This window comes from Serratia sp. K1WW1 (genome assembly GCF_055790865.1).
The window spans coordinates 4,763,806-4,778,860 of record NZ_CM147697.1; the positions used below are offsets into that span (position 1 = coordinate 4,763,806).

12 protein-coding genes, 1 tRNA gene and 3 pseudogenes are annotated in these 15,055 nt (G+C 43.1%); 4 read left to right on the top strand and 12 right to left on the bottom strand.

The features are described from left to right. Nucleotides 1–37 precede the first annotated feature (37 nt). From ACX9GU_RS21615 to ACX9GU_RS21655, 9 genes are all read right to left on the bottom strand, one after another. Nucleotides 38–1,360 carry a condensation domain-containing protein gene (locus ACX9GU_RS21615; protein WP_473192882.1) on the bottom strand — a complete coding sequence of 441 codons (1,323 nt, stop codon included), beginning with the start codon at nucleotides 1,358–1,360 and terminating at the stop codon, nucleotides 38–40. Nucleotides 1,361–1,674: 314 nt separating this feature from the next. Next, nucleotides 1,675–1,751, bottom strand: a tRNA-Asp gene (locus ACX9GU_RS21620). 377 nt (nucleotides 1,752–2,128) lie between these two features. Next, on the bottom strand, nucleotides 2,129–3,217 hold the full coding sequence (locus tag ACX9GU_RS21625; protein ID WP_473192883.1) for a fimbrial protein: 1,089 nt from the start codon (nucleotides 3,215–3,217) through the stop codon (nucleotides 2,129–2,131). 9 nt (nucleotides 3,218–3,226) lie between these two features. Beyond that, nucleotides 3,227–3,874 carry a fimbrial biogenesis chaperone gene (locus ACX9GU_RS21630; RefSeq protein ID WP_473192884.1) on the bottom strand — a complete coding sequence of 216 codons (648 nt, stop codon included), beginning with the start codon at nucleotides 3,872–3,874 and terminating at the stop codon, nucleotides 3,227–3,229. After that, nucleotides 3,867–4,391: a fimbrial protein gene (locus ACX9GU_RS21635; protein WP_473192885.1), complete on the bottom strand. Its 525-nt coding sequence runs from the start codon at nucleotides 4,389–4,391 to the stop codon at nucleotides 3,867–3,869. Before ACX9GU_RS21635 ends, ACX9GU_RS21630 begins: the two co-directional genes overlap by 8 nt. Beyond that, nucleotides 4,384–4,917, bottom strand: a complete 534-nt coding sequence (locus ACX9GU_RS21640) for a fimbrial protein (protein ID WP_447907961.1) — start codon at nucleotides 4,915–4,917, stop codon at nucleotides 4,384–4,386. The genes ACX9GU_RS21635 and ACX9GU_RS21640 overlap by 8 nt, the downstream gene beginning before the upstream one ends. A 19-nt stretch (nucleotides 4,918–4,936) precedes the next feature. Beyond that, the gene (locus tag ACX9GU_RS21645; protein ID WP_368437135.1) at nucleotides 4,937–7,411 is read right to left on the bottom strand and encodes a fimbria/pilus outer membrane usher protein; all 2,475 of its coding nucleotides are present in this window, start codon (nucleotides 7,409–7,411) and stop codon (nucleotides 4,937–4,939) included. 18 nt (nucleotides 7,412–7,429) lie between these two features. Next, on the bottom strand, nucleotides 7,430–8,113 hold the full coding sequence (locus tag ACX9GU_RS21650; RefSeq protein WP_447907963.1) for a fimbrial biogenesis chaperone: 684 nt from the start codon (nucleotides 8,111–8,113) through the stop codon (nucleotides 7,430–7,432). Nucleotides 8,114–8,182: 69 nt separating this feature from the next. Continuing rightward, a complete protein-coding gene (locus ACX9GU_RS21655; RefSeq protein WP_141131235.1) occupies nucleotides 8,183–8,752 on the bottom strand; it encodes a fimbrial protein in 570 nt (189 codons plus the stop codon). Nucleotides 8,753–9,503: 751 nt separating this feature from the next. On the opposite strand from ACX9GU_RS21655, the pseudogene ACX9GU_RS21660 reads away from it, so the two are divergent. Continuing rightward, a pseudogene (locus ACX9GU_RS21660) lies at nucleotides 9,504–9,804 on the top strand (IS3 family transposase); the annotation flags it as partial. Between the two features lie 337 nt (nucleotides 9,805–10,141). Here ACX9GU_RS21660 and ACX9GU_RS21665 read toward each other — a convergent pair. Next, the gene (locus ACX9GU_RS21665) at nucleotides 10,142–10,732 is read right to left on the bottom strand and encodes a helix-turn-helix domain-containing protein (protein WP_473192886.1); all 591 of its coding nucleotides are present in this window, start codon (nucleotides 10,730–10,732) and stop codon (nucleotides 10,142–10,144) included. 1,040 nt (nucleotides 10,733–11,772) lie between these two features. On the opposite strand from ACX9GU_RS21665, the pseudogene ACX9GU_RS21670 reads away from it, so the two are divergent. Beyond that, a pseudogene (locus tag ACX9GU_RS21670) lies at nucleotides 11,773–12,204 on the top strand (hypothetical protein); the annotation flags it as partial. A gap of 35 nt (nucleotides 12,205–12,239) precedes the next feature. Here ACX9GU_RS21670 and dnaQ read toward each other — a convergent pair. After that, the gene (gene dnaQ / locus ACX9GU_RS21675; protein WP_024483610.1) at nucleotides 12,240–12,986 is read right to left on the bottom strand and encodes a DNA polymerase III subunit epsilon; all 747 of its coding nucleotides are present in this window, start codon (nucleotides 12,984–12,986) and stop codon (nucleotides 12,240–12,242) included. On the opposite strand from dnaQ, the pseudogene rnhA reads away from it, so the two are divergent. Next, nucleotides 12,940–13,526: pseudogene (rnhA, locus tag ACX9GU_RS21680) on the top strand (ribonuclease HI). The gene dnaQ and the pseudogene rnhA overlap by 47 nt on opposite strands. Here rnhA and ACX9GU_RS21685 read toward each other — a convergent pair. After that, entirely contained in the window at nucleotides 13,523–14,242 is a 720-nt protein-coding gene (locus ACX9GU_RS21685) for a class I SAM-dependent methyltransferase (protein ID WP_021181968.1), read from the bottom strand. The pseudogene rnhA and the gene ACX9GU_RS21685 sit on opposite strands and share 4 nt — an antisense overlap. A gap of 44 nt (nucleotides 14,243–14,286) precedes the next feature. Here ACX9GU_RS21685 and gloB point away from each other — a divergent pair, with 44 nt between their 5' ends. Continuing rightward, a complete protein-coding gene (gene gloB, locus ACX9GU_RS21690; protein ID WP_473192887.1) occupies nucleotides 14,287–15,042 on the top strand; it encodes a hydroxyacylglutathione hydrolase in 756 nt (251 codons plus the stop codon). The last annotated feature ends 13 nt before the right edge of the window (nucleotides 15,043–15,055 follow it).

The following is a 15,055-nucleotide window of genomic DNA, read 5'->3' on the forward strand; positions in this document are numbered from 1 at the left end:
AATCTCCGCCAGCGGGCCAGCCCGTTGGCGGAAGATCTTACTGGTTTAGCAGTGGGTAAACCGGCTGCTGCCCCGCTTCGGGCATCATCGCCCTACTCAGGAAGCTGTGCAGGTGTGTGACCATCTCCTCGACGTTCAGGGAGGCATACATTGCAGGATCGGCATCAATATCGATATGCAGTTCGCTGGCATCCGTACGGCCACGCCAGGTAATGTTAAAGCCATCCCCTGGGCCGCTCGCCATGACTTCTCGCTCTGCTTCACAGCCTGCAAACAGCGGAGGATCGAAGGGAAGTACGTTGATCAACGGTGAGAAAAAGTAACGCGTTCCTTTTCCCAACCCTTGATCTGCGGCCAGGGTCTCAATGCGATAACGCCCGTGTGCACGCAGGTCGCGTAACGTTTTCGCGGTGCGTTTGACGTAGTCCACAACCTTCTCCTGTGGTTCGACATGAACAAACAGCGGCAGAATATTCACCGCCAACGCCGGGACGCTGGCGGCTACCATGCCACGGCGGTTCATGACAGGCACCCAGATTGGCTGTACCTCAGCCTTATTCTCCCCATAAAGCTGAAACGTCAGCCAGGCAGCGGAAAGCGCCAATAGCAAATCCGGCCAACCTGTACCGCAGCGCTCGGAAAAGGCGCTCAACTGCTGGCTAAAATGTTCAGGCAGTACCGCTTCGCTGTGCAGACACTCCGCACCGTAGTCCTCCCCTCCCTTTTGCAGAACCGGGAGCGGAGGCGCGTCGGTAACATACCGGCGCCAATACTCGGCGTCCTGCCGCGATTTTTCGCTACTGGCGTAGTGCTGCTCTTCAGCCAGAAAATCATAAAACGCGTGGAAAGGTTGGCTAGCGGTGGTTTTTTGCAGGCGGGCGCGATAAAGCTCAGCGAGACGATGTTCGATCAGCGCCATGCCGAAACCATCAATAATAATGTGATGTGCCCGGATATAAACGGTGTAATGCGTAGGTGAAAAACGGAGCAACCAGACGACCGCCAAAGGCTGGCTCAGTAAATTGAGCTGGCGCTCGATGTCGGCCTGCATCATCGATTCGGCAACGTCGGTCTGTTGTAACTCAATCAGGCGTACCCGAGGACGCAGTTGGGGATTGCAGCGCTGTAGCGGTAGATCGTCATGGTCAGGCAGTTGAAACTGGATGGTAAAAACATCGGTTTCAGCAACGACCTGCTCTAACGCCGCCAACAGCGCAGGTTCATCAAGCTCGCCGCGTAACGTGATGCGGTGGGCGACGGTAGAGACGGGCTGATGCGGATGAAAGCTGAACTCCTCCCAAAAATCAAACTGTGCCGGTGTCAGCGGCAACCAACGGACTGACTGAACGGTTTCCAACATGTTCCATCCCTTTTCAGTTTTTCAGTGTTGTGAAACAGTGACGTTGTATTCACCACCCGGTGAACGCCCTGCTTCATCCCAGAGAACGATGTGTAGCTCACGACATGCTCAGCACTGAAAATAAAAAGAAGAGTTTGCTCGAACTGACAGGATGAGTAGCCCATCCATTAATGGAAATAGTAATCATTATCAACAAAAAATGAAATATCTTTGCTGCATTTTCAGCATTAGCCGACGAGGGGAGGAAGGTTTGAAGACGGTACAATAGAAAAGACGAAGCCCTGAGTTATTGCTAACTCAGGGCTTCTGAATGTTGGCGGAACGGACGGGGCTCGAACCCGCGACCCCCTGCGTGACAGGCAGGTATTCTAACCAACTGAACTACCGCTCCGCAACGTTCCCTCTTGCGGGGGAACGAGCCGAATATTACGGTTGCCTCGCCCTTCCGTCAACGTCTTTTCTTATAAAAAGAGTCGTTTGCACAGTTTTTCAACGAACACGCGTTGATTATGCAGGTAAAGAACCTCCCCCATAGTGGGAGTCTATAAGTCAAGTTGATACCGTTGAAATGGATACCCACAGAAAATATGAAAGATAGTGGGTTAGTTTCTGATGCCTTATGGGCAAAAATGGAGCAATTGCCCCCGTTCATCTGACCCATCCCCCCTTGGGGAGGCATAGTCTTCAAGTCGATAATGCGTTGACTGTTAAAACCACGTACAACGCATTAAGATAATTTGTGATACAGTTAGAGTATATATCGTTCTTCTACTGGTATGAATAGGTTATACCTATCAACGATTTAGCAGTACCCGTCTTTATCGTTTCTTCCGGTTTACGTACATAGCTAAACCCTAACTGAAATGACATAGGATTGTTTGCTGCAGCGGTTCCTGAGTTACCAAGAAAATACTTGATCTGACCAGGGATACCTACAGCGGAACCATCAGGTCCAAATTGCAGTCTCGTTCCGCTAGGTGACGTTATTGCATAGCCGACGCCTGCCGCCGTAGAGTCTGACGTCAGGGTCGATGTGTTGGTATTATTTGTCCGATCGTTCAAATCAACCACTGAGTAAGAGACCTGAATATTCGGATCGCACTTAAGCGAAAAAGTCTGCGGTTTAGTGCCGATCAAAGCCGAAGAAGCAGCATTTTCAATATTTGCCACAGGAATGCCATCCATAATGACCGTTGCTGCTTTAGCGTCAGGCGTACAGGTCGCTACATCAACATAAACGTAAAGGTCGCCAGCTACGATAGTAGTCGTTTCCTGTGCCACATTGTTTTTATCGTAACAGGTAAATCTGAACAGAGGTTGACTTGGTACTATTGTAGCATTTTCCAACCTTTCAGCTCCTCTATACACATACATCAGAGTAAAAGCCCAAAATCCTGATGATACTCTATACGAATTTTCCATATTTCCTGTCCATACAACCATAGGTTCCGGTGGTGCCGGGTTAAACACTCCGTTTCCGGTGATACCGGAATTAAATGAATCCCCACGTATACTTGGAGCATAATTCAATGCTTGAACTCCACTTTCGTATAAGTATACCTTTTTAACTGCCGAAGAAGATTGGTACGAATTACCTGTCCAGGTTGCAAGTGGAGTATATTCTATTTTTGCCAGATCATAAGATATATTAGGATTATCACATATCACTTGCCGACGACTACCACTGTTTGCAATGATTTTACCAAACGAATTATTCAGATTATCTGCAGGCCCAGATATTCTGACATTAGTACTACCAAAAGCGTGTACCTTTTGAGTATCAGGAATAGCCCACGCGGTGGACAACCCAAGATTAAAAGTCAATAGTAGAATACAAGATGGCATAATGAACTTCATAAAAACCTCTTAATCATGCATTAGATTTAATTTTTTAACAATATGACTTTCATCATCAAGGATATACAACCACAGCGAACAAGAGTCTTTTGAGCAATGTTCATCAACAGAAATACTTTGGCCGGGCCCTAACAGTTTCGCACCGCCAGAATGATGAGAAAACCTGTTTGATAATAATATCATGAAAGCGAAATTGGTTGGATTAACTAATGACCATTTTCCAACCTGAGAACGTGTCAATGTCATTTCGTTATAATCCTTTTCCGTTGGCGATCCATGCTTATAGATGAGGTTGAAATGTGATCTAATAGCAAGAGACACTACATTATTATTGGGATTTACCTCTGATTTTGGTATCGTAGTGATAGTTAAGGAATAAACCTCATCTTTATCACCCTTAATTTTTTCATCAGGAACAATAGTAATTATATTACTTTTATTTTTAGGCAAAATGAACAACGGCGGTGATATAATAAACCCATCGTTGTTGACCTTGGTCTTAACCAGATAGTCACTCGCATTATCATTTAAAACCTTAACATTCAATGCCTTGGTTGAATCATCAATAAAGAAGCGCGTACCCACCACCGAAACACCTGCCAGACAAGAGCAAGGAATAATAATAAATACAAACAAACACAATAAAAACTTAATCATAAGAGATCTCAAAATAGGCGAAGCTTTTCACCTTTCCTGGCAATGCCTTATCGTTGGTTTTTAGATAGGCTGCCGAAAAATGCAAAGAATTTATCGCACTTGCATGATTAATAATAAAATCAGTGGAATTACTTCTGATATCAATATTTTTTTTGTTTCTATCGTAGAGCCCAATGGCCACCCCGGTAGCGTCTGAATCCGCATCACTGGCTATTTTTAACAAATTAGGCATGAACGGATCGCTTTCTGCGCCTAATGTAACGTGTGCCGTATTTATATTTGAGGAGCAATCTTCCAGATCAATTTTGAAAGAGGAATCAGAAAATGGCACCCCAATCGCAGCGTCGCGGAAGTTTCCCGGAGCAAGGGTCACCAGAAAATCTGATGATCCTGATGAAATAGTGCAGGTTTTAGCTATTACTTTTGCTGTGATAGTAATTTCCACCTGATCGGCAAAGGAGTGAGCAGATATAAAACTCAATATTAACAATATGATACGTAGAAATATTCTATTCATAATAAAGATCCAGATAAAGTAAAGATGACGCATCTCCTGCCCCTATCGTCGGACTGATGGATTTATATCTCAGATAGAAGTTGAAATCATAGGTTGATGTCGTCACTTGCTGGCCAAAAGCTTGCTTTTGATTCAACGGCACGGATTTTTTATTCATATCCAGAATTTCAATCGCTAATCCGGTCGCAACACCTTCAGATGACGTGCCGGGTTTACCAATGACCTTTAGCAGACTGGGATTGCTGTCATCTCCACTGCCGGAAAACATATAAGACATATTGGTGATATTACCTGTACAGTTCTCCAGACCGATCGACACTTTTGTCGATGCCGTTGTAGAGCCTAATGAGGCTAACTCTTGAGGGTTGATATCATCAAATATGACATTTTTAGTCAGGTCACTGCTTTTTACATTGCAACTCTGTGCTAAAATAGCCCCATTTATTTGCACAGTAACATCTTCAGCATACGCTGCAGAGCATAACTGACTAAAAAAAAAGATAAATATTTGGTATATTTTTTTCATTTTTGCCTCTGCAGTGGGTTTACAAACAATCGACTTGCTTTTTATTTACAGTCTTTAACCAGGATTCGTCTTCATAATTGATAACAAAACGACATGTATTTTTCTCGTCCCATGCTACAGTGTAGGATGAATTTTTTTTCACGCCGGTTAAATACACGGTACCGTCATCATCTGCTATGGCAACATTATTATATTCATCATTTTTAACTAGCGTACCAAACTTAATAGGCTTATTCTTATACCTAACAGAAACAAGGAAGCTATAACCTCTTTTTACATCAAAAGTAACTTTACTGATAGCTCCTCTGGTTGGAGCCACTTTTGATATTTTATCATCCACATCATAACTATTAGAAAAAGTAGATGGATCTAACTCAATATCATTATAGTGATAAGGAGTAGCGTAAGGAATCAACGCATAACCGCCTTTATTAATAGTAATATTTTCGCCAGCCCGGCTTACCCTGGCACCTTCAGCTCCTTTAGCTTCAACCAGGATCGCGGTGTCGGTAGCTTCTCGAGTCAAAACGATGCCATCTTTATGAAGTAAGACACCACCACTCGCACCATAATCGATTTGCTTTGATTGTTCTGAATACGAGGAACCTGCATGCAAAGTAGCCGAATTAGCCTTGTAGTTCACATTCATACTTGTATTATTATAAGATGACTTTTTATTGGCCGTTTGATAAATGTTATAATCAAGCCTATTATCCAAAATATTACCATACAGACTAGTTGCATTATTGTAGTCAGATTTACTGTATGTTGTACTGTTTGAAACGTACATTGTATTTTTGCTTGTTCTATTTGTTAACGGCATGCTAAAGGACAAATAAAAAACATCATCATTGATGTTGCCATACGTTTTTTTACTGTAACTGGCAGAAAGAACCACATTATTTATTTGCGGGAAGTTTTTATTCCAGCCAAGCTGGATGTTTTTGCTTTTGGTGTCACTTCCCCAATATGAGTTAAAGTTCCCCCACACATAGAACTGGCCATAACCATTTAAACTCTGTGATACGTTAAGCTGAAAACTATCTTTTCTGCGACCAAAATAATAATTATCGAAGCCGGTATCAGACATATCATTTCTGTGTGAAGCTTCACTCAATGAATAATAGTTAGAAGTTGAATAGCGGTATCCTGTCAACTGAAGATTCGTTCCAGTTTCATTAAATGATTTCGAATAGAGTACACGATAAGACTCACCTGAAAGTTTATCATTGTCAATTTTAGAAACAGCATGAAGAGCATCTACGGAGAGTGCGCCAAAATCGCCGAAATCTTTACCCGCGCCAATACCCACAGAAGTGTAATTTGCGGAGATTTGCGAACCAAAAAATAACGTCGACTCGAATGGAATACCAACGCCTATGGTGCTCTGAAAAAAATTAATATCATCTACAGAGTTCAAATCTAGTTTGCCTAATGTTACGGCATAATTGTATTTCCCTAGCCGGAGTAGGTTAGGTAGTGAAGAGTAGGGTACCGAATATTTTTGCACCACGCCATCTGCCGAGGTTAACTCAACCTCGTAGTCACCACTGGTACCGACCGAATTAAGGTTGTCAATATTATAAGGGCCTGGATTAACGTACGTTTGGTAAATAATATTATTATTTTGCTTTACCGTAAGTTTGGATCGAGACTCCACAATTCCTCTGATCGACGGACTATATCCCCTGTCACTGTCCGGAAGCATTTCATTTGAAGTAGCTAGGGTCATGCCAATATAGGCGTTCACATCAAATAAACTAGAACCAATGCTGCTTTGCCCTATCAGCAACTCACTTTTTAAAGAATTTATTTTTCTCGAAAGATAAATGCCATTGGTATCAATCTCATGAGTACTATTAGAGCCTGCTTTACTTTCATTAAAATAGGCGTTAGCATTAAACCTCCACGAGCCAACGTTAACTCTGTTGTTCAGATTAAGGTAATTTGACGAGTAATTACTGTTATTATTATTTTTGGAGTACGACCCGTTAAAATTATAATTCATCAAAAAAGCAACAATGCCATCGTTCCACTCATTTTCTGGCGCCATAGTTGACTGGGTTGAATCTAAATAGATCTGAGGAATTGAGAGCCGAAGGATTAATTTCGTGAGATCGACATCGTAGTCAAAATCCTTAATATACTTTGCGATATCAATACAATCATTTTCCTCTATCAACAGCGGCTGAAAGTGTTTTTTTGCTTCTTCATTAAATGGTATAGCGTCAATGATTGGTTTAGTAAAGCAGGGGCGGACCGTTCCCTTCACAGTTGCGAATTTCACTTTAACATTTTTAAGAAAATCTTCACCTGAATAAAGATATAAGTAGTAGTCACCGGGTGACAATTTACTTCCAGAATTCAAATATGATAAATCTTCAAGCGAGGCAACGTCACTTCCTAAAAACTGTGGATTAAAATAATCTTCTGCGAATGCGTTTTTAATATTAAAGCATAAAAAAAACAAGCAAAATCCTTTAACTGCTCGCATAAAAACTCCAAACACTGATTATAAATGACACTGTCTGTCTTTTACTTGCACACCATAGTCATTAATAAAATTAAAAGATAAGAAGCTTCCTTTCGAACCTCCATCTAAATATACCGATGACATTGGTGATATTGTTTCCGCACCCGATATTTCTTTCCTATTGACAGAAAGAGACACCAAATTCATATAAAATGGCGAAGGATTTGTAACTTTTATTTTACCAGCATCATAACTACACTTTAGCAGCTTGTAAGACTCAAATGGGTCCTCTTTTATTGAGTCTGGCCTGACAAATACTTTTATTTTAGTGGTTGTCGATATTAACAACGCATTGTCAATTTTCTGCTCCTGTTCGGATAGCGATGGGATCACCTTAGCGTTCAAAAAAAGCAATTTTTCTCTATCTTTTGGCAAGCTATCTTTATCACCAGAGAAAACAACCTTCAATAAATTATCACTTCCTGATTTAATAACAAAAAGTGGCGGTGTAATAATAAATTCTTTACTTTTATTATTGTTTTCGTCTGATATCCAAGACTGGACAAGATAATTTCCTTTTTCATCCGTGTTATATATCTTTAAAGTCACCTGCTCCTTTGATGCAGGATAAACTAGGCGTGTTGCACCCAGTGAAACACCGCCAGCATAAGCTTGCTGGCAGCAAAAAGCAGAGATTAAAACAAAAATAGTTTTTTTGACCATTAATAATTCCTTTCCAATAACAAATGATTGGCTGTTTTCCCCAGCCAATCATTTTTATAGTGAAATGTCTTAGTTATAGGTTAACTGGAAGTTAGCTACGGACTGAACTTTACCAGCTGTCACTGACGCTGCTGTCGACATATAATCAACAGAAAGTGGAATCGTTGTTGCTTCGCTTAAATTCACTTTTGAGCTTAACTCACCAAGATTCAATACCGCACCATCTGGCCCAAACAGCTGAAGACCCACATTCTTTGCAGACCCTGCACCTGCAGTATTTTCCAGTAGGTTAGGATGCCCGTCGATAGCTTGACCACTGAATGTAACCTGCACTGTTTTACGAATAGACGCATCGCAATCTACCAGATTTAGTTCAAAAGCTTTCTTAGCATTGCCTGCTTGATCTGCAGCCGTAAAAGAAGCGGCTCGAACGGTATCTAAAGTAACAATTTTATCAGTATCTGTTCCTGATACAGCACAGGCACCTGATGTTACTTCACCATTAAAGGTTACTTTACCGCCGTTAACTGTCACCGGTGCTAGTGGCGCGGGCACGACTTCATCTTCTGCGTATGCAAAATTAGAAATAACAAGTGATGCTAAAATAGCGAACACAGCTTTTTTCTTGTTAAGTTTCATATACAATCCTTATATAATAGATATTACCATCTGACCTATCTTTTTAAGATAGTTAATGACTACTCTCATCCAAGATGTCATTGATTATCCCACTAAATATCCAGGACTATTACCCCCTCACATCCAAATTAACATTCAATATGTTAAGACATATCCATCAAAAGAAAGATACGTCCCTCTACTCTCCGGCTGTAACTAATCTCGCTTCTAGACTCAAGCTTCGAAATACGTACTCATTACATAAATAACATCCCACAGGAATGAGATAATCATATCTGACGCAAAAATCAATGGCAACAGGTTGTCAGCTGTGATTTTCAATGCACATAAAAAAGCACCTCAGGATAATCTTATTTAATAACACCTAGAAGAGTCGGCACTTTTAAGAATATACCAAGTTAATGCATCTGAAATACGCCCGCACTCGTGATATTTAAATAAAAAACTAGGATAATTCTATTGACCCACGATTTACAAAATTGAGACATCTCCCATTTTTCCAGCCAAAAATTTATTTTAAAGTTTTGTAAAAAGACAAGTGCTGCATGCTCGACATTGTAAAAATTATGTTGCTTTTACACCCTTGGCTTTGCACACAGATCGTTTGCTTAGATGGTTGGCACGGGCTTTGTTGAATAAATCGACCTTTTGGTCACAATCAGGATCTGAACATCACCTACCCTTGCACTGTTGAGGCTAGCTTTACCTGGCGGAGATCATTGACCTGTTCGCGGATAGCCATCGGCTGGTCGATGTCGTCGTTCATACTGCAGAGGCGGCCAGTACTGTTCAGCAGATTACCTGGACTTACTGAAACGGCATAATCTGCATGGCAGTACGAGCGCAAAAGACTGTTGTTAAAACAATACCGGAGGGGAAAATTTCTTCCACTTGCTAAAGATGGAATGTACCCACGGCGAGCACGTTGCCAGCCGGGGAATAATGGAAACGGGGGGTTTAATTATATCGAGTGCGATTACAATCTCTGGCATCACCACAGTGTCTGTGTTGGACTTAGCCCGAAAAAGTTTGAAAACCGGAACCTTGCTTAGTGCTGTCTCCACATTACGTGGATGATGTTCACAGAAAACATGGATATCTTTAGAATAAAATATCACCATTCTTTAACTAAAGAATTGTAAAACAAGCTCTATAGTAGTGATCCTTCTTAAAGCATCGCCCCCTATCTGGTTGTTTTTTATGGGTATAATTACATCAGCATATACCCCCCATAAAAATAGAATGCCCGTAACTGGATTAATATTTCTCTTGCCTCTCACAGAAATATATTAGGGGTTATTTTAAATACAATTAACAACTACTAAGCAATCACATGGTAAGTAATTTTAAAAGCATAGAAAGCATGATGTTGGGTTGTAACTAGCTAGATTACATATCTTTGTCATGTGAAAGTTTCACTATATACTCCAATACATTGTTTACATGATACTTAATCATGGCAGAACGCAAGTGCGAGCTAACCGTCTTGACATTGACGCCAGTGATTTTGCTTATTTGTTGTTGGCTCTTTCCTTTTTTTATAAGTTCTGACACCAACTTTTCTCTATTAGTCAGTCTATCAACAGTTATTCTTTCAAAGATTCGCTTACGGTTATCACTCCCACCGAACATGATATCTCTGAATGCACTTTTCACCGCTAACAAACTCAAATCCTCTGTAAAGAAGAATGCGTTCTCATAACCACTTAAACCTTTGATGACATGCTTCATTTTTTCTGAGCAAAAAACAATTACACCATTGCCATCATCACCGAATACTTTATCCCTTTTTGGCAAATCTTCATAAATACTTTTCGAAGATAACACAACAATATCAATCAAATAGTAATCATTACCCCCAACTTTATGCTGGGGATCTTTTTTGTTTTCACAATTATATTTTGACTCGTAATAAACGCCATCTAATAATTCAAATAATCCCTTTTTGAAAAATAGATTATCACAATAAAAAGAAAACAATATATTTCCACACGCCCGCATACATTCAATCCATTTTCAAGCATTTACCGACTGCCAGGTAGACATTTCTATCAACCATTTGAAAAAATAGCAAGGCGGTTAAAAAAAGCCATCACTATAATTCACCTCACTTAATTTAATTCAGAAAGGATAGCATCTATTTGTCAAACTTATCTCTCCTTCGTCATCACTAAGATATTTCTAATATCGCATATCAAAGTACTGCATAGCACCTAACTCACTTTAATAATTTAAAATAAAATAATGAGATTTTTCTCATGCACTTTAAAAGTGTAACAAAAACCCCCCAGATATCATCAATGACAACCAATAGGCATTGGTAATCAATTTGGATTAATTGATAGGTAAAAAAACTGACTCATCTCACCTTCGATGCCAGTTAACTCACTTATTCATCACCAATCCTACATGCGCTTTTTGCCATTGACTCAAATAAAAAACTTCTCCCTAAGCCTCAACTCGGAAGAATCACGAAGATATAAATACGTTGAACACATCTACTTTCGCTTTTAAATAAAATGAATCATTGTTGCCTCTTATGCCGATAATGACGTTAACACCAATAGCTTAAATAACAAGGAAGGTAACGTTAACATCATTAATTTAAACATTTTCAAAACGGCTTTGTCGAACAAATGTAATTTAAATGAAATATCAGTAAACTCATGTATAGTACAGTATATCTTCACTCGTCATTTTTTAAGGCACAGATCGCTTCCCTTGAGCCATTACCTGGTTACTACCTGATTTCGTTCGATATACTCTACTAGCCAGTATACTGCGCGGGTTCGTGGCTTGAGCAGCGCCTTGATTTCCTAACACCACCGCTCGTCATGGCACTGCTTTGCGTAAAAGCGCCATCTGCTGAAGCTATCCTAATTTGCCGATAGATATCCGGGAATGCCTCGGCATCAGTAACATTATTGAGTGACCGCTCAGCACAGATTGCCTCTTCGCGCGTGGGGGATGCTGATGTAAGAATAATTCGGGTAGCGGAGTGAAAGCGTCATTAAGATAAAATGGAGTCATTACTCCACATTAATCTAACTCATCACTCCTTGGGTCGGTATCGTTATCAGGTCGATAATCGGGCTACCGTGAATGCCATTTTCTTTATATTGCGAACAGGTTGTCAGTGGTATGCCCCGACAAACAGGGGAACCCAGTACTCGATTAAATCTATGTTTTGATAACCGTTACATAGGTGAATGGTTAGAAAAAGAGTTAAGAAGGCGACGTTAATCACCTCATATTGAAAGCAGGAAATCGGAATCAGATGCGGTGAAAAAAGACGCAATCAAGAGAGCAAGATGTAGGGTAGTAGAACGTACGTATAGTTGGCTGAATAGGTATCGTCGTTTAATCGTTCGCAGGAAGAAAAAGCCCAAAACTATCTGAGAATGCTGCTCTTTGCCTGTGGACTTATTATATGGAATAAAATCCTATCGGGATCGGCTCTAAGCGTTATTTCTATCCTGCGAAACCGTTATTCGGCTGCTGCGCCACCACGCCACAGACAGCTACCGCCCTTTTTTTGCACCAGATCCAGACGTGATTCGTGAGCCTGCAGTTCTGCGTCACTGGCATAGATCACTTTCATCGCCGTTGCCGGGCGTTGGATGCGTTGGATATCCTGGGCAGAATCCGTCTGCTGGGTGTCCCCTTCCATCTGGAAAGCCATCGAGGTCTGGCCACCGGTCATCGCCAGATAGACTTCCGCCAGGATCTCGGCATCGAGCAAAGCGCCGTGCAGCGTTCGCTTGGTGTTGTCTATCTCATAGCGGTTGCACAGCGCATCGAGGTTGTTACGCTTGCCTGGGAACAGGCGGCGCGCCATCAACAGGCTGTCGGTGATAGTGCAGAAGGTATCCGTCTTCGGGATATCTCGCTGCAACATGCGGAACTCGTGATCCATAAAGCCGATATCAAACGCGGCGTTATGAATGACTAATTCGCCACCACGGATAAAGTCGATAAATTCAGCGGCGATCTGGTCGAAAGTAGGCTTATCCGCCAGGAACTCATCGCTGATACCGTGTACGCCGTAGGCTTCCGGATCCACCAGCCGATCCGGCTTGACGTAAACGTGGAAGTGGCGGCCGGTCAGGCGGCGGTTGATCACCTCAACGGCCCCGATCTCAATGATACGGTGACCTTCGTAGTGAACCCCTAGCTTGTTCATACCGGTGGTTTCTGTATCGAGAACGATCTGTCTGGTTGGTGTAGAGATCATAATGCTGTGCTCATGGCGCTGGTTTATGTCAGACTTGGTTTTTATAAAACTAATAGGAAGAGTCTACCAGAGATGCTTAAACAGGTAGAAATTTTCACCGACGGCTCTTGCCTTGGTAATCCAGGCCCCGGCGGTTACGGCGCAATTTTGCGTTATAAACAGCACGAGAAACTGTTCAGCGCGGGTTATTACCTGACGACCAATAACCGCATGGAGCTGATGGCCGCCATTGTGGCGCTCGAAGCCTTGACCACCCCCTGCGAAGTGGTGCTGAGCACCGATAGCCAATACGTACGTCAGGGGATCACCAGTTGGATCCATAACTGGAAAAAGCGCGGCTGGAAAACCGCCGACAAAAAACCGGTGAAGAACGTCGATCTCTGGCAGCGCCTGGATCTGGCGATTGCCCGCCACACCATCCGTTGGGAATGGGTCAAAGGCCATGCCGGGCACCCGGAAAACGAACGTTGCGACGTGCTGGCACGCGATGCAGCTGGCAGCCCGACGCAGGACGACGTTGGCTACAAGCCCGAAGCTTAAGGCAGTTTGCGATAACTCTTGGTCGCGCCCACTGCGCGGCTGAGAGAGTGTTTTCTCGCCCCCACTTTCATCGGCGTTGGCGTCAGCGGCAAGGTTCGCTTACGGGCTACAATCACGCTCATACAGCCAAGCGCCGGTAAATGCGTACTCAAGAAAGTCCCCCCTTTGCGCTGCCAAGGCAACACGTGGAAGCGCGTCTGATCCAACACCTCATAATTGAGCAGGCTGAGCCAGTCCAGCAGGCGCATCTGGGTAAACATCCGGCTGACGTAAGGCTGGCGTTTGCGCAACCGGGGGATCAGCTTCCCCAGGCCTAGCAGGCTAAAAGGGTTGAAACTGCTGATCACCAGCCAGCCATCGTCAATCATGACGCGATCGACCTCACGCAACATACGGTGTGGGTCATCGGCATAAGAGAGCGTATGGGCCAATAGGCAGGCATCGACGGACTTGGCCGCAAAGGGCAACTGATAAGGATCGGCCTGCACATGCAGATTATCCCCGGCCAATCCCACGTTAACCTGATGCGAGATGGCGCACTTTTCGCTATCCAACTCGGCGCTGAGATTGCCGATCTTCAACAGATGGAAACCAAACATCTTTGGCCACCAGGGCTGCAACTGCTGCTCCAACGCCTCACGATAGTATTCGCCCCACGGCAGCCCGGCCCAGGAGTAAGGGCTAGTGAGCTTTTCTAGAGTCTGGGCTGGTTTCATGGTTTAGTATCTTCTTTCAAGCCGTTGCCAACGAGAGGTGTTCCATGAATCTTATCAGCATTCCCGCTTTTCAGGACAATTACATTTGGTTATTGGCTAACCAGCAAGGACGCTGTGTGATTGTCGATCCCGGCGAAGCTGGCCCGGTATTGGCGGCGTTGCCCCAACGGCAACTCACCCCCGATGCCATATTATTAACCCACCACCACCACGACCATGTCGGCGGCGTAGCGGAAATCGTTGCGCAATATCCGGATCTGCCGGTGTATGGCCCCCAGGAAACCGCTAATAAGGGAGCAAATCGGTTGGTTCAGGATGGCGATATCCTGGAAATTGGCGGGCGTAGCTACACCACCATCGCGGTTCCCGGGCATACTCTGGGACACGTGGCATTCTACAGTGAACCTTATCTTTTCTGTGGAGATACGCTTTTTTCTGCGGGCTGCGGACGGCTTTTTGAAGGGACCGCAGAGCAAATGTATCACTCATTTCAACGGCTCGCGCAACTTCCCGACGAAACTCTAATTTGTTGCGCACACGAGTACACGCTCTCAAACCTTAAGTTTGCCAGGACAATTTTGCCGCAAGATCGCCAAATTGAAACATATCAGCAACAAATTGAGCAATCAAGGGCAAAAGGAGTACCTAGCCTGCCCACAACGTTGCAATTAGAGCGTAAAATTAATCTATTTTTACGCTGCCATGACACTGATTTACAAAAGGAAATAGGCTTTAACTCACCACCGAGCCAGCTTCATTCGGTTTTTTCCGAATTACGCCTGCGCAAGGATGCCTTCTAAGCTTTTAGTTGTG

Bases quoted from the DNA above. Each gene is read 5' to 3' on its own strand.
- ACX9GU_RS21615 (WP_473192882.1), bottom strand. From the start codon at position 1,360: ATGTTGGAAACCGTTCAGTCAGTCCGTTGGTTGCCGCTGACACCGGCA.
- ACX9GU_RS21625 (WP_473192883.1), bottom strand. From the start codon at position 3,217: ATGAAGTTCATTATGCCATCTTGTATTCTACTATTGACTTTTAATCTT.
- ACX9GU_RS21630 (WP_473192884.1), bottom strand. From the start codon at position 3,874: ATGATTAAGTTTTTATTGTGTTTGTTTGTATTTATTATTATTCCTTGC.
- ACX9GU_RS21635 (WP_473192885.1), bottom strand. From the start codon at position 4,391: ATGAATAGAATATTTCTACGTATCATATTGTTAATATTGAGTTTTATA.
- ACX9GU_RS21640 (WP_447907961.1), bottom strand. From the start codon at position 4,917: ATGAAAAAAATATACCAAATATTTATCTTTTTTTTTAGTCAGTTATGC.
- ACX9GU_RS21645 (WP_368437135.1), bottom strand. From the start codon at position 7,411: ATGCGAGCAGTTAAAGGATTTTGCTTGTTTTTTTTATGCTTTAATATT.
- ACX9GU_RS21650 (WP_447907963.1), bottom strand. From the start codon at position 8,113: ATGGTCAAAAAAACTATTTTTGTTTTAATCTCTGCTTTTTGCTGCCAG.
- ACX9GU_RS21655 (WP_141131235.1), bottom strand. From the start codon at position 8,752: ATGAAACTTAACAAGAAAAAAGCTGTGTTCGCTATTTTAGCATCACTT.
- dnaQ (WP_024483610.1), bottom strand. From the start codon at position 12,986: ATGATCTCTACACCAACCAGACAGATCGTTCTCGATACAGAAACCACC.
- ACX9GU_RS21685 (WP_021181968.1), bottom strand. From the start codon at position 14,242: ATGAAACCAGCCCAGACTCTAGAAAAGCTCACTAGCCCTTACTCCTGG.
- gloB (WP_473192887.1), top strand. From the start codon at position 14,287: ATGAATCTTATCAGCATTCCCGCTTTTCAGGACAATTACATTTGGTTA.